This is a genomic window from Microbacterium capsulatum, from assembly GCF_030865425.1.
Classification (GTDB): Bacteria; Actinomycetota; Actinomycetes; order Actinomycetales; family Microbacteriaceae; genus Microbacterium; species Microbacterium capsulatum.
Map to the genome: position 1 here is coordinate 48,106 of NZ_JAVFCB010000010.1, position 26,721 is coordinate 74,826.

At 70.6% G+C, this 26,721-nt stretch carries 22 protein-coding genes and 1 pseudogene; 13 read left to right on the plus strand and 10 right to left on the minus strand.

The genetic code is table 11. The features are described from left to right. Positions 1-63: 63 nt before the first annotated feature. The 4 genes and pseudogenes from RBR11_RS15785 (at position 64) to RBR11_RS15800 (ending at position 3,596) form a co-directional block, all read left to right on the plus strand. Positions 64-951, plus strand: a complete 888-nt coding sequence (locus RBR11_RS15785) for an NAD-dependent epimerase/dehydratase family protein (protein WP_308490330.1) — start codon at positions 64-66, stop codon at positions 949-951. Positions 952-962: 11 nt separating this feature from the next. Beyond that, positions 963-1,520: pseudogene (locus RBR11_RS15790) on the plus strand (dTDP-4-dehydrorhamnose 3,5-epimerase family protein); the annotation flags it as partial. 90 nt (positions 1,521-1,610) lie between these two features. Continuing rightward, positions 1,611-2,651, plus strand: coding sequence for a glycosyltransferase (locus tag RBR11_RS15795; RefSeq protein WP_308490331.1), 1,041 nt, complete (start codon positions 1,611-1,613; stop codon positions 2,649-2,651). Between the two features lie 3 nt (positions 2,652-2,654). Beyond that, a complete protein-coding gene (locus RBR11_RS15800) occupies positions 2,655-3,596 on the plus strand; it encodes an NAD-dependent epimerase/dehydratase family protein (protein WP_308490332.1) in 942 nt (313 codons plus the stop codon). A 16-nt stretch (positions 3,597-3,612) separates the two neighbouring features. Here the strand turns inward: RBR11_RS15800 and RBR11_RS15805 are convergent, their stop codons facing one another. The 5 genes from RBR11_RS15805 to rfbA all read right to left on the minus strand — a co-directional run bounded on the left by RBR11_RS15805 (position 3,613) and on the right by rfbA (position 8,798). After that, on the minus strand, positions 3,613-4,062 hold the full coding sequence (locus RBR11_RS15805; protein ID WP_308490333.1) for a GtrA family protein: 450 nt from the start codon (positions 4,060-4,062) through the stop codon (positions 3,613-3,615). Beyond that, positions 4,059-5,456 (minus strand): hypothetical protein, encoded by a 1,398-nt coding sequence (locus RBR11_RS15810; protein ID WP_308490334.1) that lies wholly within the window; start codon positions 5,454-5,456, stop codon positions 4,059-4,061. The genes RBR11_RS15805 and RBR11_RS15810 overlap by 4 nt, the downstream gene beginning before the upstream one ends. 217 nt (positions 5,457-5,673) lie before the next feature. Continuing rightward, complete coding sequence (locus RBR11_RS15815; RefSeq protein WP_308490335.1) at positions 5,674-6,810, minus strand: NAD-dependent epimerase/dehydratase family protein; 1,137 nt, start codon at positions 6,808-6,810, stop codon at positions 5,674-5,676. A gap of 120 nt (positions 6,811-6,930) precedes the next feature. Then, on the minus strand, positions 6,931-7,929 hold the full coding sequence (gene rfbB, locus RBR11_RS15820) for a dTDP-glucose 4,6-dehydratase (protein WP_308490336.1): 999 nt from the start codon (positions 7,927-7,929) through the stop codon (positions 6,931-6,933). Then, on the minus strand, positions 7,929-8,798 hold the full coding sequence (gene rfbA / locus RBR11_RS15825) for a glucose-1-phosphate thymidylyltransferase RfbA (RefSeq protein WP_308490337.1): 870 nt from the start codon (positions 8,796-8,798) through the stop codon (positions 7,929-7,931). Before rfbA ends, rfbB begins: the two co-directional genes overlap by 1 nt. A gap of 141 nt (positions 8,799-8,939) precedes the next feature. On the opposite strand from rfbA, the gene RBR11_RS15830 reads away from it, so the two are divergent. From RBR11_RS15830 to RBR11_RS15855, 6 genes are all read left to right on the plus strand, one after another. Continuing rightward, positions 8,940-9,839: a glycosyltransferase family 2 protein gene (locus RBR11_RS15830; RefSeq protein ID WP_308490338.1), complete on the plus strand. Its 900-nt coding sequence runs from the start codon at positions 8,940-8,942 to the stop codon at positions 9,837-9,839. Beyond that, the gene (locus RBR11_RS15835; RefSeq protein WP_308490339.1) at positions 9,829-11,652 is read left to right on the plus strand and encodes a glycosyltransferase; all 1,824 of its coding nucleotides are present in this window, start codon (positions 9,829-9,831) and stop codon (positions 11,650-11,652) included. The genes RBR11_RS15830 and RBR11_RS15835 overlap by 11 nt, the downstream gene beginning before the upstream one ends. A 79-nt stretch (positions 11,653-11,731) precedes the next feature. Continuing rightward, positions 11,732-12,868: a UDP-galactopyranose mutase gene (glf, locus tag RBR11_RS15840; protein WP_308490340.1), complete on the plus strand. Its 1,137-nt coding sequence runs from the start codon at positions 11,732-11,734 to the stop codon at positions 12,866-12,868. Then, a complete protein-coding gene (locus tag RBR11_RS15845; RefSeq protein ID WP_308490341.1) occupies positions 12,865-14,883 on the plus strand; it encodes a DUF6541 family protein in 2,019 nt (672 codons plus the stop codon). The genes glf and RBR11_RS15845 overlap by 4 nt, the downstream gene beginning before the upstream one ends. A gap of 46 nt (positions 14,884-14,929) precedes the next feature. Continuing rightward, a complete protein-coding gene (locus RBR11_RS15850) occupies positions 14,930-15,721 on the plus strand; it encodes an ABC transporter permease (RefSeq protein WP_308490342.1) in 792 nt (263 codons plus the stop codon). Next, positions 15,721-16,467, plus strand: coding sequence for an ABC transporter ATP-binding protein (locus RBR11_RS15855; RefSeq protein WP_308490343.1), 747 nt, complete (start codon positions 15,721-15,723; stop codon positions 16,465-16,467). The genes RBR11_RS15850 and RBR11_RS15855 overlap by 1 nt, the downstream gene beginning before the upstream one ends. A gap of 27 nt (positions 16,468-16,494) precedes the next feature. Here the strand turns inward: RBR11_RS15855 and RBR11_RS15860 are convergent, their stop codons facing one another. The 4 genes from RBR11_RS15860 to RBR11_RS15875 form a co-directional block, all read right to left on the minus strand. Then, positions 16,495-17,049, minus strand: coding sequence for a hypothetical protein (locus tag RBR11_RS15860; RefSeq protein ID WP_308490344.1), 555 nt, complete (start codon positions 17,047-17,049; stop codon positions 16,495-16,497). Next, positions 17,050-18,024 (minus strand): glycosyltransferase family 2 protein, encoded by a 975-nt coding sequence (locus RBR11_RS15865; RefSeq protein WP_308490345.1) that lies wholly within the window; start codon positions 18,022-18,024, stop codon positions 17,050-17,052. It abuts the gene before it with no gap. 99 nt (positions 18,025-18,123) lie between these two features. Continuing rightward, on the minus strand, positions 18,124-19,422 hold the full coding sequence (locus RBR11_RS15870; protein WP_308490346.1) for an O-antigen ligase family protein: 1,299 nt from the start codon (positions 19,420-19,422) through the stop codon (positions 18,124-18,126). Then, a complete protein-coding gene (locus RBR11_RS15875) occupies positions 19,419-20,825 on the minus strand; it encodes an O-antigen ligase family protein (RefSeq protein WP_308490347.1) in 1,407 nt (468 codons plus the stop codon). Before RBR11_RS15875 ends, RBR11_RS15870 begins: the two co-directional genes overlap by 4 nt. Positions 20,826-21,056: 231 nt before the next feature. Here RBR11_RS15875 and RBR11_RS15880 point away from each other — a divergent pair, with 231 nt between their 5' ends. The 3 genes from RBR11_RS15880 (at position 21,057) to RBR11_RS15890 (ending at position 26,168) form a co-directional block, all read left to right on the plus strand. Further along, positions 21,057-21,374, plus strand: a complete 318-nt coding sequence (locus RBR11_RS15880; protein ID WP_308490348.1) for a WhiB family transcriptional regulator — start codon at positions 21,057-21,059, stop codon at positions 21,372-21,374. Between the two features lie 94 nt (positions 21,375-21,468). Further along, complete coding sequence (locus RBR11_RS15885; protein ID WP_308490349.1) at positions 21,469-24,771, plus strand: glycosyl transferase; 3,303 nt, start codon at positions 21,469-21,471, stop codon at positions 24,769-24,771. Beyond that, positions 24,768-26,168: a DUF5719 family protein gene (locus tag RBR11_RS15890; protein ID WP_308490350.1), complete on the plus strand. Its 1,401-nt coding sequence runs from the start codon at positions 24,768-24,770 to the stop codon at positions 26,166-26,168. Before RBR11_RS15885 ends, RBR11_RS15890 begins: the two co-directional genes overlap by 4 nt. 49 nt (positions 26,169-26,217) lie before the next feature. Here RBR11_RS15890 and RBR11_RS15895 read toward each other — a convergent pair whose 3' ends face one another. Beyond that, positions 26,218-26,652, minus strand: a complete 435-nt coding sequence (locus tag RBR11_RS15895) for a hypothetical protein (protein ID WP_308490351.1) — start codon at positions 26,650-26,652, stop codon at positions 26,218-26,220. Positions 26,653-26,721: the final 69 nt, after the last annotated feature.

Here is a 26,721-nt window from a genome sequence, read left to right on the forward strand (position 1 = left end):
GTCATCTGACCGACTCAGTCCTGCCCTGTTCGAACGCACACCAAGAAATATACTTGAGACATCATGAGTGCTTCCCCAGAACCCTCCGCCGTCGTCGTGACCGGTGCCGCCGGTTACATCGGTCGCCACGTCGTGACCGCTCTGATCAATCGGGGCCACCGCGTCGTCGCCGTGGTCCGTCCGGGATCCCGCGATCGGGTCGATCCGGCGGCCGAGATCAGGGAAGCGGACATCCTCGCCCCGGAGTTCGACCCCGCCACCGTCGTCGACGCGTCCACCGCGGCGTTCGTCCACCTCGCCTGGCAGGACGGCTTCCGCCATGACGCGCCTTCGCACATGCTGGCGCTGTCCGCGCACTTCCGCCTCCTGACCGCGGTGGCCGAGCTCGGCGTGCCCCGACTCAGCGTCCTGGGGACGATGCACGAGATCGGCTACTGGGAGGGCGCGATCGACGAGACCACTCCGGCGCGCCCCCGATCCCTGTACGGCATCGCGAAGAACGCGCTGCGCACCGCCCTGGACGTCGCGATCCCGGCCACGACGGATGTCGCCTGGCTGCGCTGCTTCTACATCCTGGGGGACGACCGGAACAACAGCTCGATCTTCGCGAAGCTGCTCGACGCGGCCGACCGCGGGCAGACGACGTTCCCGTTCACCTCCGGACGCAACGAGTACGACTTCATCGACGTGCACGAGCTGGCCGACCAGATCGCCGTCGCATCGGTCACGGACGGCGTCACCGGAATCATCAACTGCGCCTCGGGCGAGCCCATGTCCCTGGGTGCTCGCGTCGAGCAGTTCATCGCCGACAACTCTCTGGCGATCACGCTGGAATACGGTGCGTTCCCCGACCGCGAGTACGACTCGCCGGGCGTGTGGGGGGACGCGACCCGGATCCGGCAGCTGATGGCGAGCGCCGCCCCGGCAGCGGCCGCGGGAACCGCACGCTAGGCTCCGTGGATATGCCTCTCGAATACGGTAAGCCTCTGGCCGCGCACTCCACGCCGATTCCCGGCATGCTCCTCATCGATCTGCCCGTCCACGGCGACAACCGGGGCTGGTTCAAGGAGAACTGGCAGCGCGAGAAGATGCTCGCGATCGGCCTGCCCGATTTCGGCCCGGTGCAGAACAACATCTCGTTCAACGACGCCGTCGGCACGACCCGCGGAATCCACGCGGAGCCCTGGGACAAATTCATCTCGATCGCCTTCGGCAGCGTGTTCGGGGCGTGGGTGGACCTTCGCCCCGACAACTTCGGGACGGTGTTCACGGCGGTGCTCGATCCGTCGACGGCCATCTACGTCCCCCGAGGCGTGGGCAACGCGTACCAGACGCTGGAGCCCAACACGGCGTACACCTACCTGGTGAACGACCACTGGAAGCCCGGTGCACAGGCGGAGTACACGTTCCTGAACCTCGCGGACGAAGAGGCCGCGATCGAGTGGCCCATCCCGCTGGAGCAGGCGGAGCTCTCCGACAAGGATCGTGCCCACCCGCGCCTGCGCGAGCTCCGGACGATGGATCAGGGCTGAGTCGATCGCGCGCTGCGCGGGCGTCGAGCGAATGCCGCATCGGACGCCGCAGACCCGCCTGAACTAGGATTGCGAACGATGAACGAAAGCTCCCCCTCCGCGTCGCCCACGCCTCACCGCGTCAGTGTCGTCATTCCCGTCTACCAGGGCGAGCGGACGCTGGGCCGGGTGGTTGAAGAACTCGTGGAGTACTCGGTCACGTCGGCTTCGCCTCAGGGCCGGCGGTTCGAGGTGACGGAGATCATCCCGGTCTACGACCACGGACCCGATGGTTCCGCTCGGGTGATCCGCGAGCTCGCCGAGCGACACGCGATCGTGCGGCCGGTCTGGTTGTCGAGGAACTTCGGCCAGCACCCGGCGACGATGGCCGGAATGGCCTCCTCCAGTGGTGACTGGATCGTCACGATGGACGAAGACGGGCAACAGGATCCGGCATTCATCGGCCGCCTCCTCGACGCCGCCGTCGAGGACCGCGCGGGTGTCGTCTACGGCGCCCCGACGAATCCTCCTCCGCACGGGGCGTTCCGCAACGCCGCCTCTCGCGCGTCGAAGCGCATCACATCGATGCTGATGGGATCGGACCAGGCCTCGAAGTACAACAGTTACCGGTTCCTGCTCGGAGAGGTCGGCAGGAGCGTCGCCGCCTACGCCGGGCCCGGCGTCTATCTCGACGTCGCGCTGGGTTGGATCGCGAACAAGACCTCGACCGCCCCTGTCGTGGCACGCCAGGAGGGCGACGACCGGCGTTCGGGATACCGGCTGCGGACCCTCCTCTCGCACTTCTGGCGCATGGTCGTCACCAGCGGTACCCGCGTGCTCCGCCTCGTGAGCCTTCTGGGTGCGCTCATCGCCCTCATCGGAGTCGTGCTCGCGGTCTGGATCGCGGTCGCGCATCTCGTCGGCGCGGGGACGAACATTCAGGGCTGGAGTTCCCTGATGGTGGTGATCCTCCTCTCCAGCGGCGCGATCCTCTTCGCGCTCGGGGTCCTGGCGGAGTACATCGGAGTCGCCGTGAACTCCGCCCTGGGGCGGCCGCTGTACGTGATCTCGTCCGATCCCCTTGCCGGCCCGCTCTACCGCGATTCCGTCGCTCAGGCTCCCCGGTCGCCGACGCAGTAACCCATGTCAGAGTCATACGCGCGACCTCATCGGTGGGTCATCGGCGCAGGAGGACTCCTCGGGGGTGCGATCTGTCGAGCAGCCGCCGAACGCGGCGAAGCGCCCTTCACGCATCGCGTGACGTGGGACAGCCGGGAGTCGGCTCTCGCGAGCCTGACCGCGGGGCTGCAAGGATTTCGAAGGATCCGGAACGGCCGGCGACTCGAGATCCTGTGGTGTGCGGGCTCCGGCGTGACGTCCAGCGGTCAGGCGCATCTCGAGCAGGAGATCTCCGTCCTGTCCGAGTTCCTCGAGTCGCTTGCGAACCACCTCTCTCCCGAGGAACTGGCGTCTCTCACGCTGTTCTACCCCTCGTCCGTCGGCGGCGTGTACGGGGGCAGCACCGACGCCCCGATCACCGAGGTCTCGGCGACCCAGGCGATCTCCCCCTATGGAGAGGCAAAGCTTCGCGCAGAGAACATCGTCCGGCGATTCGCGCACGCCCACAGCGTCCGGGTGTTCATCGGCCGACTGTCGAACCTGTACGGCGCCGGACAGGACATGCGCAAGGGACAGGGCCTCATCTCGGTCCTGCTGCAGAAGAACCTCGAACGCAACGCCACGACGATCTTCATGCCACTGGACACGTTGCGGGATTACATCTACGTCGACGACGCGGCCGCGCTCATCCTCGACTGCGTGGACAGATGCGCGACGGCATCCTCGTCCCAGACGGTGACGAAGATCATCGCCGCGAACTCCCCGACCTCGATCGCCTCGATCCTCGGCGCGGTCAGGACCGAACTCAAGCGACGGCCGCTCGTCGTGATGGCCTCGACGCCGCAGGCCAGCATGCAGGCCCGGAATCTGACGGTGCAGTCCGTCGTCTGGCCGGACCTCGACCAGCGTCACCTCACGTCGTTGCCCGTCGGCATCATGAAGATGCGCCGCACACTGCGGTCGTGACCCTGCTGCGGAGGTCTCAGGACTCCGACCGCGAGTCGTCGGCGCCCGCCGTCGCCGGCCGGAAGACGACGGTCTTGAACATCAGGAAGTTCCAGACGAGGGCGATGCCGATCGCCGCAGCCTTCGGGATCGCGATGCGAAGGATCTCGGTAGGGTGGAAGCCGGCGAGGACCGCTCCCACGCCCCAGATCACGAGAGGTTGGATGATCCACAACCCGACACCCGTGACGACGATGAACTTGGCCAGCTGGACGGCCGCCGAACGCCGCCCCGTCGGGTGGACCTTGAACGTGAAGTACCGGTTCCCGAAATAGCTCGTCAGGAGGCCGCAGCTCGTCGAGATGAGATTGGCGATGAACGGGGGAACACCGGCCCACGCGAGCACGAGGTAGACGAAGAAGTCGACGAGCGTGTTGACCACGCCGACGAGGCTGAAGCGCAGAACGTGCTGGGCGTGCTTCCTCACGCCGCGAGCTCGGATTCGCGTCGGCGCGTCAGGCGCACAGCCAGGCAGAACCAGAGCACGGCGACGACCCACTGGATTCCCAGAAGTTCTCCGTTGGTCTGGACGTACGGGGTGTTCGGCACGACCGGAGTGGCGAGGACGATCCGCGACACCGTGACGGCCAGCGTCAGGATCAGGAAGACCGAAGCGATCATCACGGGCCACCGGGGCGTGGATCCCTGGTCGAGGACGCCCGTGAAGACGCGGGAGTCCGCATGTACGGGTGCCGTCGGGTCCCTCAGGACGACGGCGGCCACGGGAAGGGCCGCGACGTAGTAGTACGTGAAGGTCGTCGGCACGGCGATCGCGGAGATCAGGAAGAGCATGGCGATCAGCAGGGCCGGGCTCATGCGGCGTCGCGCGAACCAGATGGCGGCGACGACGAGGACGACCGCGATCCCGGAGACCAGGGTGTCGTGCGCGGCGACGAAGGTGTGCTTGGCGTCCAGACCCAGCGCCTGTCGCGTCCAGAACTCGACGAGGTAGATCCCCTCCGCGATCGACGAGTTCGTCGGCGGGCCGACCCTCGTCAGCCCTGATGTCCCGCCGTTTCCGAAGAACAGGATGCCGTTGACGGCTTTGACGAGGGTCGACGGGAAGTGCGCCGGCCAGAGCAGGAACGCCGCGAGGTTCGAGACGATGACCGCGCCGATCGAGATGAAGAACCAGCGGTATCGAGCGACGATCAGGAACGCGAGGACGGCGAAGGCGAACTGCGGCTTGACCAATGCGGCGGCGGACAGGGCGATGACCGCGGTCGCGTTCGCCCCCCTGGCGAATGCGAAGACGGCGATCATGATCGCGGGAACCGCGAACGCGACGACATTGCCTCGGTCGAGAGCCATGAGCGTCGGCACGGACAGGATCCCGAAGGAGGACCAGATGACGATCCGCGCCGTCAACGGGCGGTAGCGTGCAGCCCAGTACGCGGGAAATGCGAGGCTGACCATCGCGGCGCCCAGATAGAGCAGGAGCCCGGCCTTGTCGGACCCGACGAGCTTGCCGATGGCGATGAAGATCAGCGACGGGATCATGCCGGATGCGGGATAGTTCCAGGTTCCCACTCCCGGGACATCCCAGGGATCGGCCGAGAAGACCACGAGGCGCATGACGCTGAAGTCGCCGAAGCAGTGATAGCCGATCGTCGGGACCCCCGGCCAGCACGGTTCCACGCCGGCATAGAGCACCGATGTGAAGACATCACGGGAGAAATAGTGGATGATGACGTAGGTGCTCAGCCAGAACAGGGTCGCGACGGCGACGACGGCGATCACGAGCAGGTTGCCGTAGCTGCCGATCGACACCTGCCACCACGAGCCACGGGAGGGAGTCGCGACGACTCCTTCTTCCGTCACGTCCGACATCTTCTGCAACTGATCTGCCCTCTCAATTCGTCGCCACCCCGGTGGCATCGGTCCGAGGGGATGGCATGTGCGCCCCCCTCGCGCCCGCGCGTTCGTCGTCATCGCGGCACAACCGCCGGCTCGACCAGCTACTACAGTAACGGGTCACCGAGGTGCCCCGTTCCGGCGTGGCTGTCGGCCCCGATGTCACGCGGGCCGGCGGGCGTGCTCACTTCAACAGCTTGCGCTCCGCCATCTCGGCGAGCGACTGCGCGTAGGAGTCCTCCTCGAGGGGCTCGGACCGGACCCACTCGACGAAGCGCTGGATGCCCTCGGTGAACGGCACCTGAGCGACGAAACCGAGCACGTCACGGGCACGGTTCACGTCCGCCACGTTGTGGCGGATGTCCCCGAGCCGGAAGTTGCCCGAGATGGAGACCGGGACGGTGGTGCCGAAGGCGATGAACAGGGTCGCGACGACCTCCGAGACCGTTGTGGCGACACCGGATCCGACGTTGATGATCGCGCCATTGGCGTCGGCGCAGAAGCAGGCGCGGAACGTGGCATCGACCACGTCGTCGATGTAGACGAAGTCCCGGCTCTCCTCGCCGTCCTCGAAGAGGTTGATCGCCTTGTTCTCGCGGATGAGCGTCGAGAAGATGGACAGGATGCCCGTGTAGGGGTTCTTGAGCGACTGTCCCGGGCCGTACACGTTCTGATAGCGCAGCGAGACCGACTCGATCCCGAGTGCCGGCGCCGTCGTCATGATGAGCGCCTCCTGCGACTGCTTGGTGATCCCGTAGACCGATGACGGGTGCAGGAGCGCCGTCTCGTGGGTCGCTATCGGGGTGAGAGGCCCGAAGCCGTCCATGTGGACCTGGAAATCGCCGGCCTCCATCGCCGCGGCGGAGCGGTGCGGGGGGAAGACGCATTCTCCGCCGTCCGTGCGGTACGCGCCCTCGCCGTAGATCGATCGCGACGAGGCGACGACGATCCGGCGCACCGAGTGCGGTTCGTTCGCCAGCAGGTTGAGGAGCTTGGCCGTGCCGCCGACGTTCACGCTCACATAGCGGTCGATCTCGTACATCGACTGACCGGTGCCGGTCTCGCTCGCGAGATGGACCACGATGGTCGCGTCCGCGAGCGCCCGGCGGAGATCATCCGTCGACGTCACGGTCCCGACGTGCACGTCCGCGATGCCGTTCAGCGAGCGCAGCAGCGGCGACGTCGTCGCCGGGTCGGCTCCGTGCACCTGTGCGATCAGCGCGTCGAGCACGGTGACGCGATGGCCCGCGTCGACCAGCCGCCGTGCGAGCGCCGACCCGATGAATCCGGCACCACCGGTGATGAGGATGCGTTCGGTCATTCGAAGATGCTCCTGAGGGTGAAGAAGCTCCTGAGGGGGAAGGCGTCGGCCCGGGACACGGGCGTGATCAGCGGAGCGCGTCCCGGGCCGACGACCGGAGTCAGCGCACCTCGGTCAGGGTCACTGACCCTTGGCGGCGTAGAAGGCCTCGACGCCGGCCTTCGCGGGTGCCCACCACTCCTCGTTCTGCGTGTACCAATGGATGGTCGCGGCGAGCCCTGCCTCGAAGTCCTGGAAGGCGGGCTTCCAGCCCAGCTCCGTCCGCAGCCGGGTCGCATCGATCGCGTAGCGCAGATCGTGACCGGCGCGGTCGGTGACGTGGTCGTAGGCGTCGGGGGACTGGCCCATCAGGCTCAGGATGAGCTCGATGACCTCCCGGTTGTTCTTCTCGCCCTCCGCGCCGATCAGATAGGTCTGCCCGATCTCGCCCTTCTCGAGGACGGTCAGCACCGCCGAGGAGTGGTCGTCCGCGTGGATCCAGTCGCGCACGTTCTCGCCCGCCCCGTAGAGCTTCGGACGGATGCCGCGGATCACGTTCGTGATCTGACGCGGGATGAACTTCTCGACGTGCTGGTACGGGCCGTAGTTGTTCGAGCAGTTCGAGATCGTCGCCTGCACGCCGAAGGAGCGCACCCAGGCCCGCACGAGCAGGTCCGACCCGGCCTTGGTCGACGAGTAGGGGGACGACGGGTTGTACGGGGTGGACTCGGTGAAGCGCTGCGGGTCGTCGAGCTCCAGATCGCCGTAGACCTCGTCGGTCGAGATGTGGTGGAACCGCGTCCCGTGCCGCCGGGCCGCCTCGAGCAGCGTGTAGGTGCCCACGATGTTCGTGTCGAGGAAGGGGCGGGGGTCGTGCAGCGAGTTGTCGTTGTGCGACTCGGCGGCGTAGTGCACGACCTGATCGACCTGCCCGAACAGCTCGTCGACCAGCTCCGCGTCGGCGATGTCGCCGACCACGAGGCGGACCCGGTTCGACGGCAGGTCGGCGAGCGATGCCGGGTTGCCCGCGTAGGTGAGCTTGTCGAGCACGGTCACTTCGTGATCGGTGTTCTCGACCACGTGGTGCACGAAATTCGATCCGATGAAACCGGCGCCGCCGGTGACCAGGAGGCGCGTCATCAAAGTCCTCGTTCCAGAATTTCCAACAGGTAGGTGCCGTAGCCCGACTTCGTGAGGTGCACCGCGCGTTCGCGCAGCTGCTCGTCCGTGATGAACCCCTGGCGCCAGGCCACCTCTTCGGGCACTCCGATCCGCATCCCGACGCGACGCTCCATCGTGCGCACGTAGTCCGCGGCGTCGGTCATCTGGTCGAACGTGCCGGTGTCGAGCCACGCGGTGCCGCGCGGCAGCACCTCGACGTCGAGTCGTCCCCGCTCGAGATAGATGCGGTTCACGTCGGTGATCTCGTACTCGCCTCGCGCGCTCGGCGTGAGGTTGCGGGCGATCTCGACGACGTCGTTGTCGTAGAAGTACAGACCGGGCACCGCGTAGTTGCTCTTCGGGTTCGCGGGCTTCTCCTCGAGGGAGACGGCACGACCCTGCTCGTCGAAGTCCACCACGCCGTAGGCCTGCGGATCCGCGACCCAGTACGCGAACACCCGCCCACCGACGATGTTCGTGTACTGCTTCATCCGCGTGCCGAGTCCGGGGCCGTAGAGCAGGTTGTCGCCGAGGACGAGGGCCACCGCGTCGTCGCCGATGAAGTCGGCGCCGATCACGAAGGCCTGGGCCAGTCCGTCCGGGGACGGCTGCTGGGCGAACGTGATCGAGATGCCGAACTGCGAGCCGTCGCCGAGGAGGCGCTCGAACGCCGGGGCATCGTGCGGGGTGGTGATCACGAGGATCTCCTGGATGCCCGCGAGCATGAGGGTCGACAGCGGGTAGTACACCATCGGCTTGTCGTACACGGGGATGAGCTGTTTCGATACGCCGAGGGTGACTGGATGCAGTCGCGTCCCGGAGCCGCCAGCAAGAATGATGCCCTTCACAATCGACCATCTTGCCAGATGCTGTCTGCGAGCCCGGAAGATCCGCGCTGATCGCGTGCGGGGCTGCGGCCGCGCCGGAGCGGGCGGAATGCGTGGTGATAGCCTTCGAAGATCGAAACCCCGGCAGCCACAGGAGTTCCTTTGCCCGAATCGTCCGTACGCGTGGGCATCGTCGTGAGGACCAAGGATCGGCCGGTTTTCCTCGAACGTGCGCTGCGCGACATCGCCGCGCAGACGTTCACGGACTGGTCCGTCGTCGTCGTGAACGACGGCGGGGATCCCGCTCCGGTCGATCGCCTGGTGGCGGAGCTCCCGGCCGGGATCCGCGCCAAGACGTCCGTGATCCATCGCACCGGCGGCCTGGGCCGCTCGGCGGCGGCGAACGCGGGCGTGCAGGCGCTGTCCACCGAGTTCCTGGTGCTGCACGACGACGACGACCTCTGGGCGCCGTTCTTCCTCGCCGACTCCGTGGCGTGGCTGGACGCCTCCCCGGCGGACGCGGGAGTCGTGAGCCGCACGGAGATCGTCTACGAACGGATCGACCAGGGCCGGATCGTCGAGACCGGGCGGGAGCCGTTCTGGGGCGCGATGTCGCGGATCACGTACGCGGACATGCTGCAGGTCAACCGGTTCGTCCCGATCGCCTACCTGTATCGCAGGGCTCTGCACGCCGAGGTCGGCCTGTATCGCGAGGACGTGCACGCCGCCGAGGACTGGGAGTTCAACCTGCGGGTGCTGCGGCTGCATCCGATCGGCTATCTCCGGGACCGCGTCGGCGCGTACTGGATGCAGCGCCGCGGGCAGGACGGCATCCTGGGCAACAGCATGTTCGTGCTGGCGGACGAGCACGACCGCTACGACCGGATGATCCGGGACGAGGCGCTGCGGGCTTTCGCGGCGACCCACGGCGACGGGCTCATGCTGTATCTCTCCCGCTTCGTCCAGGACGAGATCGAGCGCCAGCTCGCCGCGCGCAGGTCTCTCGGGCAGAGGGCGGTCGAGGTCGCCCGCCGCGGATGGCGCCGGTTCCGTGGCCGCTGAGCCCGGAGGCGTCGTCGCGCAGCGCCTCGTCTTCCCCCGGGACGGGATCGCCGCCGAGGCGCCCGCGCTGTACCTGCGCGGCGACGCAGTCGCCGAGGGCAGGAGCTCGTTCTCCGTGCCGCCCGGATCGCGGGGGTCGTTCGCGACGTACTTCAATGCGTTCCCCGCGGCGATCTGGGCGTCCGTCTCGGGCATCGACCGGGCGGCCCTGCACCTGCACGCCGAGGGGGAGGGGATCCACCGGCTGCGCGGCGTCACCGCCGACGGCGCGCCGTGCACGCTCGCCGAGGCGCGGGGCGCCGGGGAGCTGATCCTCTCGACCGGGTCCTTCCCGGACGGCCTCACCTGGGTGTGGCTCGAGACCGAGGCCGGAGCGGGCCCCGTCCGCGTGTCCGATGCCGAATGGCGCATCGATGCGACGACCCGGCCGGTGCGGATGGACGTGGCGATCACCACCATGAACCGGGTGGAGGACTGCGCGCTGCTGATCGGCGCCCTCGGCGACGACGAACTCGCCGACGTGCTGGCGCACGTGGTCGTCGTGGACCAGGGGACGGATCCGATCGCCCCGCACGCCCCCGCAGGAGACCTCCGCAACGGCGTGCCGGTGCGGGTGATCGCGCAGGACAATCTCGGCGGTTCCGGCGGATTCAGCCGGGGGATGATCGAGGCGCTCGACACGGACGCCACGCATGTGCTGCTGCTCGACGACGATGTGCGCATCGAGGCCGAGTCGATCCGGCGCCTGCACGCGCTCGCCGCGACGGCGATCGGCGAGCCCCTGCTCGGAGCGCAGATGCTGAGCATGCTCGATCCCACCGTGCTGCACTCCATGGGCGAGCAGATGGATCGCGCGACGATGTGGTGGCACTCCACCGAGCCGGAGCTCTCCGCCGCAGACCTCGCGACGCATCCGCTCGAGCTCACGCCGGGTCTGCGCCGATTCCGTCCGGTCGACTTCAACGGCTGGTGGATGTGCCTCGTCCCGACCGCGGCGATCCGCCGGGTGGGAGCGTCGCTGCCCTACTTCATCAAGTGGGACGACGCGGAGTACGGTCTGCGCGCCGCCGCGGCGGGACACCGGACCGTGACGATCCCCGGGGTCGCGCTCTGGCACGTGCCGTGGACCTCGAAGGACGACGGGCTGGACTGGCAGGCCTACTTCCAGCTCCGCAACCGGATCGTCACCGCCCTCGTGCACGAGCGCCGGCCGCGACGGGTGCTCTGGGCGACCTGGGCGCAGGACCTGAACCACATCCTGTGCCTGCAGTACGGATCCGGGCGCCTGCGGAACGTCGCGCTCCAGGACGTCCTGACGGGGCCGGAGCACCTGGCGGAGACCCTCCGCGGCGGGCGGACGAGGGCGCAGCGGATCCTCGCGGAGGCCGGCCAGGCGGTGCGTGCGGACGAGCTCGTACGGACCGGGACCGACACCGTCCCGGATCGGGCGGCCGAGTCGGCGCCGCGAGGGGCCGTGCGCCAAGCGCGGCGGCTCGCGCGTGTGCTCCTGCACCAGCTCGCCCCGGTGCGGCGGAGCACCGGCGGGCCGGAGTCGGTGAGCCGGAAGACGGGGAAGTGGTGGCGGCTGGGGCTGGCGGACGAGGTGCTTCTGCGCAGCGCGTCCGGCACGGGGCACTTCCTGCTCCGCCGATCCCGGGCCGAGGCGTTCTCGCTGCTGCGCCGCTCGGCCGGACTGCGCGTGCGCCTCTGGCTGGGCTGGCCGCGTCTCTCCCGCCGTTACCGCGACGCGGCGCCGGGCCTCGCCTCGAGCGACTTCTGGAGAGGCGTCTTCGTCCCCGCGCGCGAGGAGTGACGCCGGCGGGACGCGGACGGAACTCCGGGACGCCCCCGTATAGACTGGGCGTCTGTCTGCTGGCATCCCGAAGGAACGCATGGATCTCCTCATCGTCGGGTCGGGCTTCTTCGGCCTCACCATCGCCGAGCGCGCCGCGGCCGCGGGGCGCAAGGTCACCGTCATCGACCGCCGTCACCACATCGGCGGCAACGCCTACAGCGAGGACGAGCCGACCACCGGCATCGAGGTGCACCGGTACGGCGCGCACCTGTTCCACACCTCCAACGCGACGGTGTGGGAGTACGTGAACCGGTTCACGACGTTCACGAACTACGTGCACCGCGTGTACTCGACGCACAAGGGCGTCGTGTACCCGCTGCCGATCAACCTCGGCACGATCAACCAGTTCTTCCAGGCCGCGTACTCGCCCGACGAGGCGCGCGCCGTCATCGCCGAGCAGGCGGGGGAGTTCGACGCGAACGAGGCGACGAACCTCGAGGAGCGCGGGATCGGGCTCATCGGGCGCCCGCTGTTCGAGGCGTTCATCAAGGACTACACGGCCAAGCAGTGGCAGACCGACGCCCGGGAGCTGCCGGCGTCGATCATCAGCCGCCTGCCCGTGCGCTACAACTACGACAACCGGTACTTCAACGACACGTGGGAGGGCCTGCCCACCGACGGCTACACCGCGTGGCTCGAGCGGATGGCGGACCACCCGAACATCGACGTGAAGCTCGAGGTCGACTTCTTCGACGAGTCGCAGCCGCTGAACAAGAAGGCGACCGTGGGCCGGCTCCCCGTCGTCTACACCGGCCCGGTGGACCGCTACTTCGACTACGCGGAGGGCGAGCTCGGCTGGCGCACGATCGACCTCGAGCAGGAGGTCCTCGACGTGGGCGACTTCCAGGGCACGAGCGTCATGAACTACCCGGACGCGGACGTGCCGTTCACCCGGATCCACGAGTTCAAGCACTTCCACCCCGAGCGCGCCGACCGCTACCCGACGGACAAGACGGTCATCATGCGCGAGTTCTCGCGCTTCGCGGAGCGCGGCGACGAGCCGTACTACCCGGTCAACACCGCGGCCGACCGCGAGGGACTGCTGGCCTACCGCGAGCTCGCCAAGGGCGAGCAGGACGTGCTCTTCGGCGGACGCCTCGGCACGTACCAGTACCTGGACATGCACATGGCCATCGGGTCCGCCCTGTCGATGTGGAACAACCAGCTCGCGTGACCGACGCCACCTGGCTCGACCTCGTCCTGCCACTGCTCGCCGCGACGGCCCTGCTGCTCGTCCCCGGCGTCGTGGCGACCGCCGCGCTCCGGGTGGGCCTGGTCGCGCGGGTCGCCTTCGCGGGCGTGAGCGGGGTCGTGAGCATCGGCGTCGCCGGTGTTCTCGCGGCGCTCGTCGGCCTCCCCTTCGCGCCCTGGCAGCCGCTGCTGCCCGCCGCGGTGATCCTCGGCGTCTCGATGCTGCTCCGGCGCCGGCGTCCGCGGACGGATCTGCTTCCCCGCGAGCGCGTCCGCTGGTGGTGGCTCGTCGCGGTCGGGATCGCCTCGACGGCCGTCGTCGTGCTGGTCGCGTTCGCGCACGTGCCCGGCCCGGATCGGATCAGCCAGACCTACGACAACGTGTTCCACCTGTCCGCGATCGCGCACATCCTGCAGACGGGGGACGGCTCCTCGCTCGCCCTGCGCACGATGATCGAGACGACCCGGACGTTCTCGTACTATCCGGCGGCCTGGCACGACCTCGTCGCCCTCACCGTGCAGCTCAGCGGTGCTCCGATTCCGGTCGCGGTCAACGCGGCCTGGGTGGCCGTGTGCGCGGTGGCGTGGATCCCGGGCGCCGCCTGGCTGGCGCAGCTCGTGGCGCGATCCTCCGACGGCGGGATCGTCGCGCTCATCGCGATGCCGCTCGCCGCGTGCAGCGGCGCCATGCCGTTCGCCCTGCTCGGATGGGGCAGCCTGTATCCGACGTTCGTCGCCACGGCGGCGCTGCCGGTCGCGGTCGGCATTCCCTTCGCGGCATGGATCCACCGCCGTGACCGCCCGCGGGACGCGGGGACGATCATCGCCCTCGTCCTGGCATTCGGGACGGCCTGCGCGGCGGTCGCGCTCGGCCAGCCCCGGGTCCTCGCGACGCTCGCCGTGATCCTCGTCCCGTTCTTCGGAGCCGTCGCCGCCGTCGCGTTCCTCCGCGCCTGGCGCGCGGGAGGGCGCAGCCGCCGCCGCGCCGTCGTGGCCGTGGCGACCGGCTCAGGCGTCCTGGTCGCCGCGGTCGTCGTCGGCTTCCTCTACGCCGTGGTCCGTCTCGGACTCTTCTCCCGTCCGCTGGAGAGCCGGCTCGGCGGCGGCCAGGCACGGGCCACCCAGTCCGTCGCCGACGGGCTCATCCAGGTGCTCACCCAGACCTGGCTCACCGGCATCGGCACCGCCACCGCACCGGCGCTCCTGGTCGCCGTGGCGACGGCGGTCGGGCTCTTCGCCCTGGCGCGCACCCCCGGGTCGCGCTGGATCGTGGTGTCGTTCCTCGCGCTGGCGGTGCTCTTCGCGCTCGCGGCGGGCTCGGATGCGGTCGTCACGAAGCTCCTCACCGCCCTCTGGTACAAGGACCGGTATCGTCTGAGCTCCGGCCTGCCGGTGCTGGGCGTGGCACTCGCCACGGTCGGGATCCTGTTCCTGGCGCGCCTGATCGGCCGTCGCGCGGTGCGCTGGCGCCCGGCCATCGCCGCCGTCCTCGCCGTCGCGACGACGGCGACGGCGGTCCTCGCTCTCGGGGCGACGAGCGCGGCGACGGGGTTCGTGTTCCGGCTCCCGTCGGTGCACGCGGGGGACGCGGTGGTCTCGCGCACGGAGGCGGCGTTCTTCGCCCGTTCGTCCGGGATCATCCCCGCCGGCGAGCGCGTGCTCGGAGACCCCTGGGACGGGTCGGCCCTCTCCGCGGTCTTCGGCGGTCGTGAGCCGGTCTTCGCTCACGTGAACGGGCAGTTCGACGCGGACCGGCTCGTCCTGGCCTACAACCTGGACGAGATCGGGTCGAACCCGGCCGTCTGCCGGGCGCTCGACGCCCTCCGGGTGAGGTTCGTGCTCTACGACCCGCATCAGCTGGACGGCGGGGATCCGTCCGGCAATCACTTCCCGGCCGTCCATCGCGCGGTGGATCACGGGCTCTTCGAACGGGTCTCCCGAGCCGGGGACACGGTGCTCTACCGCATCGACCAGTGCGGTCCGCTGGCTGCACGGTGACCGGTTCTGCCGGGTCGGTCGGCGCCCTGCCCCTAGACTTGAGGTCGTGAGTCAACCCACGGCCGGCGCTATCGGCACGCCCCGGCGCTACGTCCACTCGCTGTGGCTGCTCTCGGCTCGCGATCTTCGCGTGCGCTACGCCACGAGCGTGCTCGGCTACCTGTGGTCGGTGCTCGATCCGCTGGTGATGAGCGCGATCTACTGGTTCGTGTTCACGGTCGTGTTCCATCGCAAGGTCGGCGCGGAGCCGTACATCGTCTTCCTGATCTCCGCCCTGCTCCCGTGGGTGTGGTTCAACACCGCGGTCGGCGAGTTCACCCGCGCGTTCCAGAAGGATGCGCGCCTGATCCGCTCGACGGCGATCCCGCGGTCGATCTGGATCGTCCGGGTGATCCTCACGAAGGGCATGGAGTTCACGTTCGCGATCCCCGTGCTCGTCCTGTTCGCCGTCTTCGGCGGCGCGAAGGCCGGGTGGGGACTGCTGCTGTTCCCCGTCGCGATGATCTGGCAGGCCGTGCTGCTGATCGGTCTCGGGCTGCTCATCGCCCCGCTGTGCGTGCTCTGGACGGATCTCGAGCGCACCACGGCGCTGATCCTGCGGGCGCTCTTCTACGTCTCGCCGATCATCTACGGCTTCCACGACCTCCCGCACGCCTTCCACATCGTCGGCGCGCTGAATCCGCTCTCGGGGATCTTCACGCTGTACCGGCTCGGATTCTTCCCCGGTCAGTGGCAGACGGAGCCGGTCGTGATCGGCGCGATCGTCACCCTCGTCTTCCTCGTCCTCGGTCTGTACACGTTCCGCTCCCTCGAGCGCAACGTGCTGAAGGAGCTGTGATGCCGGCGGAGCACGGACAGGCCGCGATCGACGTCGAAGGACTCGGCGTCCGCTTCCGGCTGGGCCGGCGAGGCCGGCGCAGCTTCAAGGACCTCTTCGCCGGATCCTCCCGGCGCACCAGGCCCGGCGAGTTCTGGGCGCTGCGGGAGGTGTCGTTCCGGGTGCGCCAGGGCGAGGCGATCGGCGTCGTGGGGCGCAACGGACAGGGCAAGTCCACGCTGCTCAAGCTCGTGGCGGGCGTGCTGCTGCCCGACGAGGGCCATGTCCGGGTGCACGGCGGTGTGGCGCCGCTGATCGAGCTCACCGGCGGCTTCGTGGGCGATCTGACCGTGCGCGAGAACGTCAAGCTGACCGCCGGCCTGCACGGCATGAGCCGGACGGCCGTCGCCGAGCGCTACGACGGGATCATCGACTTCGCAGAGCTGCAGAAGTTCCAGGACACGCCCTACAAGCACCTCTCCAACGGGATGAAGGTGCGTCTGGCGTTCTCGGTCGTGTCGCAGCTCGACGAGCCGATCCTCCTCGTCGACGAGGTCCTCGCGGTGGGGGACAAGGCGTTCCGGGACAAGTGCTACCGGCGGATCGACGAACTCCTCGCCGACAACCGCACGCTGTTCTTCGTGTCGCACAACGAGGGCGACCTCCGGCGGTTCTGCACCCGGGGGCTCTACCTCGACAAGGGCGGGCTGGTGCTCGACGCCGGGATCGGCGAGGTGCTGGACCGCTACAACGCCGACAACGCCTGAGCGTCGCCGGCGTGTGCGCTCAGGCTCTCAGAGTCCGACCAGCGCACGCAGGTTCCCGAGGGCCGCGCGCGCATCGGCCAGCGGGCCGGACGGGTCGGATCCGGCGCTGAGGGCGGAGCGCAGGGCCTGGAGCTTCGCGGAGTAGGCGTTCACGCCGTCGCCCCACGCCGCGCGGATCGAGTCGGGGGCCGACTGCTCGGCGAGGTTCTGCGCGTTGATCTGCAGCGAATCGACGATCTGCACGGCGTCGGCGCCCTGCTTCCCCTGCACCATGTCGAGGCCGGTCGAGCCGTCGTCGAGACGCGGCTGCACCTGCCCGCGGAACGGCGCGACGGACGGGTCCGGCGTCGGGGGCGGGGTGACCGGCGCCCCGGTCGGCGCGCCCGGGGGCGCCGCTGTCGGGGCGGTGCTCGGAGACGCCGTCGGCGCCGCGTCGTCGCGCGGGATCAGGAACAGGGCGAGGCCGGCGGCGACCACCACGACGAGGAGGACGAGACCGACGACCAGCGCGATCCGCGGCCCGCGGTTCTGGTTCGGCTCCTCCGGGAAGACCCAGACGGCCTCGCGCTGCTCGTCGCTCACTCAGTCCGCCAGCGGCGGCATCGGGCGCCACGAGCGGTCGCGGCCGATCCGGCCACCCTCGCGCAGCCCGCGGAACAGGTTGCTCGTGCCGCGCACGGTGCGCTCCACGAACACCAGGCGGATGAGCTCCTTCGCGAAGGTCATCGCCGTGCCGAGGCCGAACAGCACAGGGCTGTAGACCCCGTGGAACCGGTAATAGTGCTTCAGATACGCGCGGTTGCGCATGATGTAGAACCGGTACGCGTTGCTGGAGGCGTTCATGTGCCGGACGCCCATGTCCCACTGCTTGATCTCGCGGGTGCGGCGCAGCACGAACTCGTCCACGATCACCGCGGAGGTCTTCCGCGACGCCAGCCAGCCGTACATCTGGTCGTCCCAGTAGATGAAGAACCGGGGATCCGGCAGGCCGATCTCCTGGACGATCGACCGGTGGATGAACATCCCCTCGAAGCAGCCGCTGTTCATCGGCTTGAAGCCGGTGGCGTCGAAGTGCGCCGGCGCGAACGGGATCGGGATGCCCATCCGCTCGGCGATCCGGTACTGCCAGTAGAACGCGCTGCCGTCGTAGTCGTAGCGGCGCCCCTGGATGCTCTTGAACCGCGGCGCCCAGGCGCCCATCCGGGCGAGCCCGTCCGGCAGCACCTCGACGTCGTCGTCCATCATCCAGACCCACTCGGAGCCCAGCTCGTACGCGGTGCGCATGCCCTCGCTGAAGCCGCCCGATCCGCCCGTGTTCGTCTCGAGACGGCGGTACACGAGCTCGGCGCCCAGGGTCGCACGGTACGAGTCGACCACCTCGGTGGTGTCGTCGGAGGAGGCGTTGTCGATCACGACCACACGGCCGGGCTTCGGATCCATCCGCACGATGCTGTCCAGAAGCCCCTGGAGCAGGTGCGAGCGGTTGTAGGTGACGATGACGATCGTCGCGGAGGCCGGGTCGAAGCCGGCGGTGCCGTTCTGCGGGTCAGAGGTCACGAGGGAAAGCTCCAGAGGTGTGAGGGTGCGCCATCCAGCCTACCGTCGGCGCGCGGGGGTCCCTGCGTGCCGGCGGGCGCGCCGGGCGTCCGCTGCCGGTCAGCGACCCGGCAGGGTCGGCATGCTGCCGGTCTGCGCGGCGTCGATGTTCTCGCGCCAGGAGCGGGACTGCCCGGCGCGCAGCGCGCACAGCACGAGGAGGAACCAGCCCGCGCCCGTGAGCGTGAAGCTCTCGAACAGGGAGTCCACCGCGAGCGTGGTGAGGATCAGCGGCGTCCACGCGTACACGACCGACCGCCGTACGCTGGCGACCAGCCAGGACCGCACCAGCGCGATGCCGCCGAGCAGCACGAACAGCAGCATGCCGCCTCCGCCGACCTGCAGCAGGGCGTCGAAGAACGCGTTCAGCGCGCTGCCGTGGGCGCCGTTGGTGAAGTAGTTGATCGAGTTGTACGGGTACGCGTCCCGATCCCAGTACCCGAACCAGCCCCAGCCCTGCACCGGACGCTGCTGGGTGTACTCGAACATGACCCGCCACAGCTGGACCCGCATGTCGAAGTCGCTGCCCGCGTCCAGCACGGCGATGATCCGCTGGCGCAGGACGTACGCGGCGACCAGCGCGGCCACCACGACCACGCTGATCGACCACTGCAGCGCGGGGCGCCGCCGCGGCGGCGCCTGGCGCACCATCACGAGGGCGACACTCGCGACGCCGACGACGACGGCGAGCACGAGCACGGTCGGGGAGGCGGAGAAGAGCGCGAGGAAGCCGGCGAGCCCGATCGACGGGATCGCGACCGCGGCCGCCAGGGACTGCGAGCGCCACTCCACGACGAACGTGATGAGCGCGACGACGGCGATGAAGCCCAGCATGTTGCGCGTGCCGAACAGGCCCTGGATCGGTCCGCCGTGGGCGAGGTTGCCCTGGATGGCGAGGAACGGGAACGGCATGTCGAGCAGGATCCCCGACATGATCTCGGCGATCAGCGACGCGCTGAGCAGGATCCGCAGCACGTCGCCGAGCGCGCGCACCGTCTGCAGGGTGTCGCGGACATGCCCGATCACGACGGCGATGAGCGCGAATCCGGCCAGCGCGGACCAGGCCCGCAGGGACGGCTGCATGCTCGTCGACCAGAACACGCTGGCGAACGTCCAGGCGACGAAGGCCAGCACGGTCGACGGCACGATCCGCAGAGGCGACAGCTCGTCGCGCCGCGCGTAGAGGATGGCGGCGCCGATGAGGCACAGCACGGCGACGATCGTGGTCAGCGTCACGGTCGACGTGAAGGACGTGATCGCGAAGGATCCGAACATCGCCAGCAGCGCGCACAGCGTGTACGCCCGAGCCATCTCGACCGAGGCCAGCAGCCGGGCCAGCCGGCGCCGGGGGGTGTTCATGCCGCCCGCCGGCGCGCCTCGGGCGGAGCGCCCTCACCGGGACCGGTGCCGACGAACGGCGAGATCTTCATCTTGAACGAGAACAGGATCAGCAGCAGCCAGCCCCAGAGGATGATCGGCGTCGATTCGGCCAGGCCCAGCACCAGCATCATCGCGACGATCGCGAGGGGCAGCAGCGACAGCGCCGAGTACGGCCGGGTCTCGTCGAGGTCCCAGCGCGGCCGGTCGACGGCGAAGAACCACGCCCGCCACGCGAAAGCGAGGAAGGCGATCGCGATCAGCAGCACGCCGATCGCGCCGAGCTGCAGGAACGCGTCCAGCCACATCTCGTGGGCCATGAACACCGTGATCCGGTGGTCCAGGATCCAGTTGTGGAACGCCGGATCCCAGGGCACCCAGGGGGAGGAGAAGCCGTTGCCGAAGATCGGGTGCTGCACGGCGCGCGCGATCACCCTCCGCCAGATCTCCACGCGCCCGGTCAGGTCGGACGACTTCCCGAGCGCGCCGAAGATCTTGTCGCGCAGCAGCCACAGCCCTCCCGCGCCGACCACGGCCGCCGCGGCGAACAGCACGTAGAGGCGTGCGCGTCCGCGCGTCTCGCCGACGCGGCGCATCAGCAGGGCGGCGACGAGGACCGCCACGCCCCCCGCGAGCGAGGCGTAGGACGTCGCGGATCCGGCGCGGAGCAGCAGGTAGCCCGCGAGCAGGATCCACACCAGCAGCACGGAACGGCGCCGGGTGTGCTCCGCGTAGAGCAGGGCGAACACGACGAGTGCGAGCGCGCACAGGATCCCCAGCGTGTTCGAATTGCCGACGATCCCCTGGATCCGGCCCGTGCCGATCAGGTCGCCGCGCACCCAGTACCAGTGCGGGTCGACCTTGCCGGGCGGGAAGATGGCGAAGTTCGGGATCAGCGGGTGGTGCAGCACGAGCGCGACCCACGCCTCGAGCAGCACCGACAGGCCGAGGATCCACTTGAGCGCGGAGGCGAGCGCGCGCACGATCTCGTGCCAGCTCAGCGTGAAGGCGATGAACAGCGCCACCACCGTGATCGAGGCGTGCAGCACCCACGTCAGCAGGGTCGCCATCGGCCAGCGCGACCACAGCACGGACACCAGGGCGAGCGCGAGATAGACGAGCGCGGCCCACGGCATCCGCCGCCACGGGAACCGCGCGGGGCGTGCCATCGCGATGCGCGGGATCGCCAGCCCGAGCGTGGCGAGCAGCAGCACGCCCAGCACGACGGCGGCGCCGTCGATGCCGAAGAGGTTGAACACGGCCGTGTGCGCGAGCACGCCGAACAGCAGCAGTGCGATATGGGCGCGCAGCAGCAGATGCCGGGTCGACTCGCGGGCGGGAGCGCTCGGCGGAGGAGCCGTGGAGAGTCGGGAGTGCTGCGCCATCGTCGTTCAGGCTACCGTGCGCGCTCCTGCGGGGCCGGTGCGCGCGCCGTGCCGGCGTCGGGTGCGACACGCCGAAGGCGCTGCACGCGACACGCCGAAGCATGTGCGTCAACGTTCAACGAGTGATTGAGGGTTACGATCCGCGACTTGACCGCGGCGAATGACAAGAGTGTAATTAGTTCATGCAACGCGGCCCGCGGGGCACCCGGGGGGATAAAGGGAGAGGGCGATATGACGGCTTACCGATCGGACGTTCCCGAAGACTGGTTCATCGATCCGGTCCAGCTGGGAGTTCCGGGCGTCCGCCGCCCGACCGAGGACGACGAGAACGCCCTCGCCTGGCAGAGCGACGCGCTGTGCGCCCAGACGGATCCGGAGGCCTTCTTCCCGGAGAAGGGCGGATCCACCCGCGACGCGAAACGCATCTGCACCTCCTGCGACGTCCGAGGCGAATGCCTGGAGTACGCCCTGAAAAACGACGAGCGCTTCGGCATCTGGGGCGGCCTGTCCGAGCGCGAGCGTCGCAAGCTCAAGCGCCGCGCCAGCTGACGCCTCTCCGCAGGAGCGCGGCCGGCGGACGATCCGGCGACGCGCCCGCGCGAAACCCTCCGCCTCGGGGCGGCCCGCTTAGGCTGGCCCCGCCATGTCTGCCCGAGTTCACGCCGTTCTCGTCGCCCGTTCGGGCGCGACCTCCCTCGCGCGCCTGCTGCGCGCCCTCGACGCGATCGCCGCCCAGACGCGGCGCCCCGACGCGCTGACGATCGTCGCGTGCGGCCCGTCCTCGGCCGTGCGCACGAGCGCGCGTGTGGCCGCTGCCGCCGAGGCCGTGGTGGAGACGAAGTCGTCCACCACGCTCGCCGCCGCCGTCGCGCTCGCCGTGCCGCGCGTCGCCGACGGGTCCGCGCTGTGGATCCTCACCGAGGACTGCGTCCCCGACCCCGACGCGCTCGAGCACCTCGCGGGGGCGCTCGAGCGCTCCCCGTCGTCGGTCGCCGCCGCGCCGAAGCTCCTGAGCGAGGCCGACGACCGCCGGATCGTGTCGTTCGGGCAGAGCATGACCCGGTTCGGCCGGACGGTCGACCCTGCGCGCGGCGAACTCGATCAGGGCCAGCACGACGCGCAGGACGATGCGCTCGGGGCCGACGTCCGCGGACTGCTGCTGCGCGAGGCTCGCGCGGTGCTGCCCGATCCCGGGCTGAGCGGGCGCGACGAGGGCCTCGACATCGGCGTGCGGGCGCGGCTCGGCGGCGGACGCATCGTGCTCACCGCCGGCGCGCGGATCGCCGTGGACGAGCACGCCGAGGCCGCCGGCACCGCCGCGGACGCGTACGCGGTCCGCCGTGCGCAGCTGCACCGTCGGCTCTCCTACGCGCCGACGTTCGCCGTACCCCTGCACTGGCTCTCGTTGCTGCCGCTCGCGCTGTGGCGCTCGATCGCGCATCTCACCGGCAAGCGCCCTGCCGCCGTGCTGCCCGAGTGGGGTGCCGCGGCCGTGGCGATGGTGTCCGGATCCGCCGTCTCCCGATCGCGTCGGGGGATCCGCGCAGGGCGCGTCGCGAGCTGGTCGAGCATCGCACCGCTCCGCGTGACCCGCGCGCAGCTGCGCCAGCGTCTCGACGACGGGCACGGATCCGAGGCGGGCGTGCATGAGGAGCTCGGCTTCTTCTCCGGCGGCGGAGCCTGGGCGGTGCTCGCCGCGCTCGTGCTGGGCATCGGCCTGTTCACGTCGCTCCTGGCCTGGCCGGCCCTCGGCGGCGGAGCGCTGCTGCCCCTGCGTCAGACCGTCGCTGCGCTCTGGCGCGACGCCGCCTACGGGCAGCGGGGCTTCGGCGTGGACGTGGTCGGCCCCGCCGACCCGTTCTCGGGCGTCATCGCCGTGCTCGGCTCGCTCTGGCCGGGCGCGCCCTCGTACTCCCTCGTGCTGCTCTGGGTCGCGGCGCTCCCGCTCGCGATGCTGGGCGGCTGGTTCGCCGCGACCCGCATCACCGACAAGGCCGGCCTGCGGATCTTCGCGGGGACGGTCTGGGCGCTCGCGCCGACCTTCCTCATCGCGCTCGGGCAGGGCCGCCCCGCCGCGGTCCTGTTCCACCTGCTGCTGCCCTGGGTGCTGCACGCCGCCCTCGTCGCACACCGGTCGTGGGGGGCGGCGGGCGCCGCGTCCCTGCTCACCGTCGCCGCGCTCGCCTGCGCACCGTCGCTCGCGCCCGCGTTCGCGCTGCTCTGGCTCGTCGCGATCGTCTGGCTGCTCGCGCGCCGCGCGTTCCGCGGTGCCGTGCGCATGGTCTGGGTGCTCGTCCCCGCCGTCGTCCTGTTCGCGCCGCTCGCGATCTGGCAGCTCGCGCACGGCGATCTCCTCGCCCTCTTCTCGGATCCCGGTGCGATCGTCGCGGCGCCGCAGGCGACGGCCGACGCGGCGGGGCGGCTCTCCCTGCTCGCGGGCCTGCCGACCATGGAGCAGGCGGGCTGGCCGACCCTGCTCCAGTCGGTGCTGCCCGGTGTGCACGAGACGCCCTGGGCACTCTGGCTCGCCGCACCCCTGGCCGTCCTCGCGCTCATCTCGACGATCTCGCCGCGCTGGAGCGTCGGGATCGGATCCGTCGTCGTCGCCGCGACCGGGCTCGCCACGGCCTTCGCCGCGGTGGGGATCTCAGTGGCGTTCGCGCAGTCGACCGCCGTCCCGATCTGGCCGGGCGCCGCGCTGAGCCTCACCGGGATCGGCGTGCTGGGCGGCGCGCTCGTGACCCTGGACGGCGTCCTGCCGCTGCCGGCACTGCGCACCGCGGCCGCGCTGATCGCTGCCGCCGCGGTCGCCGTCGCCGCCGTGCCGTCGGGGGTCGCCCTGGTGAACGGCGATGCCGCGATCCATCGCGGCGAGCTCAGTACCCTTCCCGCCTACGTCACCGCGCAGGCGCGCGACGACCGCGATCTCGGCACGCTGGTGCTCACCGTCCAGGCGAACGGCGGGCTCGCCACGACCGTGGTCTGGGGTGCGAGCGCCACGCTCGGCGCGCAGGCCACGATCCTGACCACCGCGACCGCTCCGCGCGGGCACGACCTCGCCGGCCTCTCGGTCGACCTCGTCTCGGCGCGGCAGTTCGACGCTCCCGCCGCGCTCGGCACGCTCGGCGTGCGCTACGTGCTGCTGCAGGCCGGGACGCCGAAGGAGAGCGACGCCGAGCGCGCGCTGCGCCTGCAGTCGGCGACCGCTCTCGACCAGCGCGCGGGCTTCGTGCGGGTCGGTGAGACCGCCCGCGGCGTGCTCTGGAGGATGGAGGCCGTCCCCGCGGCGCGCGCCTCGCTGACCGACGCCCAGGGCGCCACGTCGCGGGTGGTCACCGCGATCGAGCTGATCGTGCTGCTGGCCGCCCTGCTGCTCGCGCTGCCGACCCGCGCCTCGCGCCGGGCCGCGCACGCCGTCCCGCGTGCGATCGGCGTCCTTCCGGAGCGTGCGCCCCGTGCGCCCCGCCCGCCGAAGGAGCCGCGCGCGCCGCGTGCGCGCCGCGGGCCGAAGGCCGCCCCGCAGACGGCCTCGGTCGTGATCCCGGGCGAGCCGATCATTGCCGAACGCGTCCTCGACGCCGACGCCGCCCCTGACCTCGCCGAGCCCGCCCCCGGAACTACGTCCGCCCCCGAGGCCGGCCTCGGGGAGGCGGAGACCGCGACGACGGATCCGGAGGCCGCGGATCCGGAAGCCGCGGATCCGGAGGCCGCGGATCTGGAAGCCGAGGATCCGGAAGCCGCGGATCCGGAAGCCGAGGATCCGGAAACCGAGGATCCGAAGGGCGAGGATCCGGGGACCGAGACGGCCGACGAGGACGCAGCGGCCCGCCCGGATCCGGCTTCCGATGAGCCGGAGCCGGGTCGCGAGCCGAGCCTCCAGTCCGAGGCCGCCGACGCCGACCATCCCCACCCGGAACCCGCGCCCGCGAAGGAGGCCGCCGAATGACCAGGCAGAACGCCCTCCGCATCGCCACGACCGGTGCCCGTCTCGTCGCCGGCGCCGTCGTCTCGGCGGCCTGCGTCGTCGCGGCCGTCGTCGCCGTCCCCGCGGCCTGGCCGACTGTCGAACGTGCTCCCGCGCACACGACGGTCAAGCCCGTCGCCGGCGACACCCTGCTCACCTGCGCGGGCCCGTTCCGCGCGCTCGGACGCGACGCGTCGCGCGCCACGGAGCTCAGCACGGCCGGCACGCCCAGCGTCGTGAGCGGTGCCGCGCCCGGATCCCGCCTCGCCCAGAAGAGCATCGCCATCGCCGGCGTGCCCGACGCGCGCCAGGCGCCGATGTTCACCGCCGCGCCGAACGGCCAGGACCCGGCCGAGGTCGCCGCCGCGGAGTCCCTGTCGATCGCGGCGGAGGACCTCGCCGGCTTCGCGGCCTCCGCCTGCCGCCCGCCGAGCATGGAGTCCTGGATCGTGGGCGGCGCCGGCACCACCGGATCCAATGACATCCTGCTGATCGCGAACCCCGGGGCCGTCACCGCGACCGTGACGTTCACCGAGTACGGCTCCCAGGGCGGCGGCATGCACACGACCGAGGTCGTGGTGCCGGCCGGCACCCAGTCGTCGATCCCGCTCGCCGCCGGCGCCGCGGGGGAGGCGACGCCCGTGGTCCGGGTCACCTCGAGCGGAGCGGCGGTGCGCGCCGCCCTGCAGTCGAGCCTCATCCGCACCCTGGACCCGGTCGGCATCGACGTGCAGGACGCGATCGCCCGCCCGTCGAAGGCGCAGTCCCTGCTCGGGGTGCGTGCCGTCGTCCAGTCCGACGACGACGACAACCCGAGCACCGCTGTGCGGCTGCTCGCGCCGAGCACGGACGCGATCGTGATGCTGCAGCCGCGCAACGCGGCCGACGGAACCCCCGCGGGAGCCGCGAAGAAGGTGCAGCTCACCGCGGGACAGGTCGGCTCGGTCGACTTCTCCGCGCTCAAGGCCGGGCTGTACTCGATCGACGTGACCTCCACGGCGCCCGTGGTCGCCGCCGCGTGGGAGACGACGGGCCTCGGCAAGGGCTCCGACTTCGCCTGGATGACCCCCGCCCCCGACATCACCGGCAGCACGGCGTTCGCCGTCGCCGACGGCCCCGCGCCGCTGCTGCACCTGCAGAACGCCTCGACCTCCGCCGCGACCGTGGAGTTCACCCCGGTGCGCGGGGGCGCGACGCAGCGGATCACCCTGGCGGCCGGCGGCGCGGCGACGGTCCCGGTCGCCGCGCGCGCGGTGTACGCGCTGTCCTCGCCGACCGCGGTGCGGGCCGCCGTCAGCTACTACGCGGAGGGGAAGCTCGCCGGGTACCCGGTGTGGCCGACCGACGCCGTGGCGGCGCCGATCGCGGTCTACCAGTAGGGCCGATCGCGGTCCACCGGCGACAGGGTGCGCCCGATGGCGGCCGCGCTCAGTCCTCGGGGTGGTGCGGGTCCATCTCCCACGGCTCACGCCCGATGTACTGGGCGGCGGCGCGGAACACCGCTCCCTCGATCGCGACCCGGCGGTGCGCGGAGTCGTCGTGGCCCGGCTCCATGAGCCGTTCGATCGGCACGCGGTACAGCACGATCCGCTGGCCCTCGCGGTCGACCAGCCAGCGCGGAAGGCCGTCCGGATCCGCGTGCGCGGGCATCGCTGCGATCTCGATCCTGACGGGGCGCAGGTCCGGCCACATCGAACGCAGCAGCTCCACCGCGGACCCGACGTGCAGGTCGAACGTGTCCAACCGGCCGTCCAGCGGAGGCAGGGGAGGGCGGACGACCGAGCTGCGGCCCAGCCGGCCGTGCCTGCCGTGCCGGTCGCCGCGCCGGGGCGCGGCCGCGCGGGAGGATCGGGTGCGGCGCATGCGGCCAGTCTAGGCGCACCCGTTCGGGCCACGGATCGGTCGCGCGCCGCGCGGCGTGCCGGCGATGCG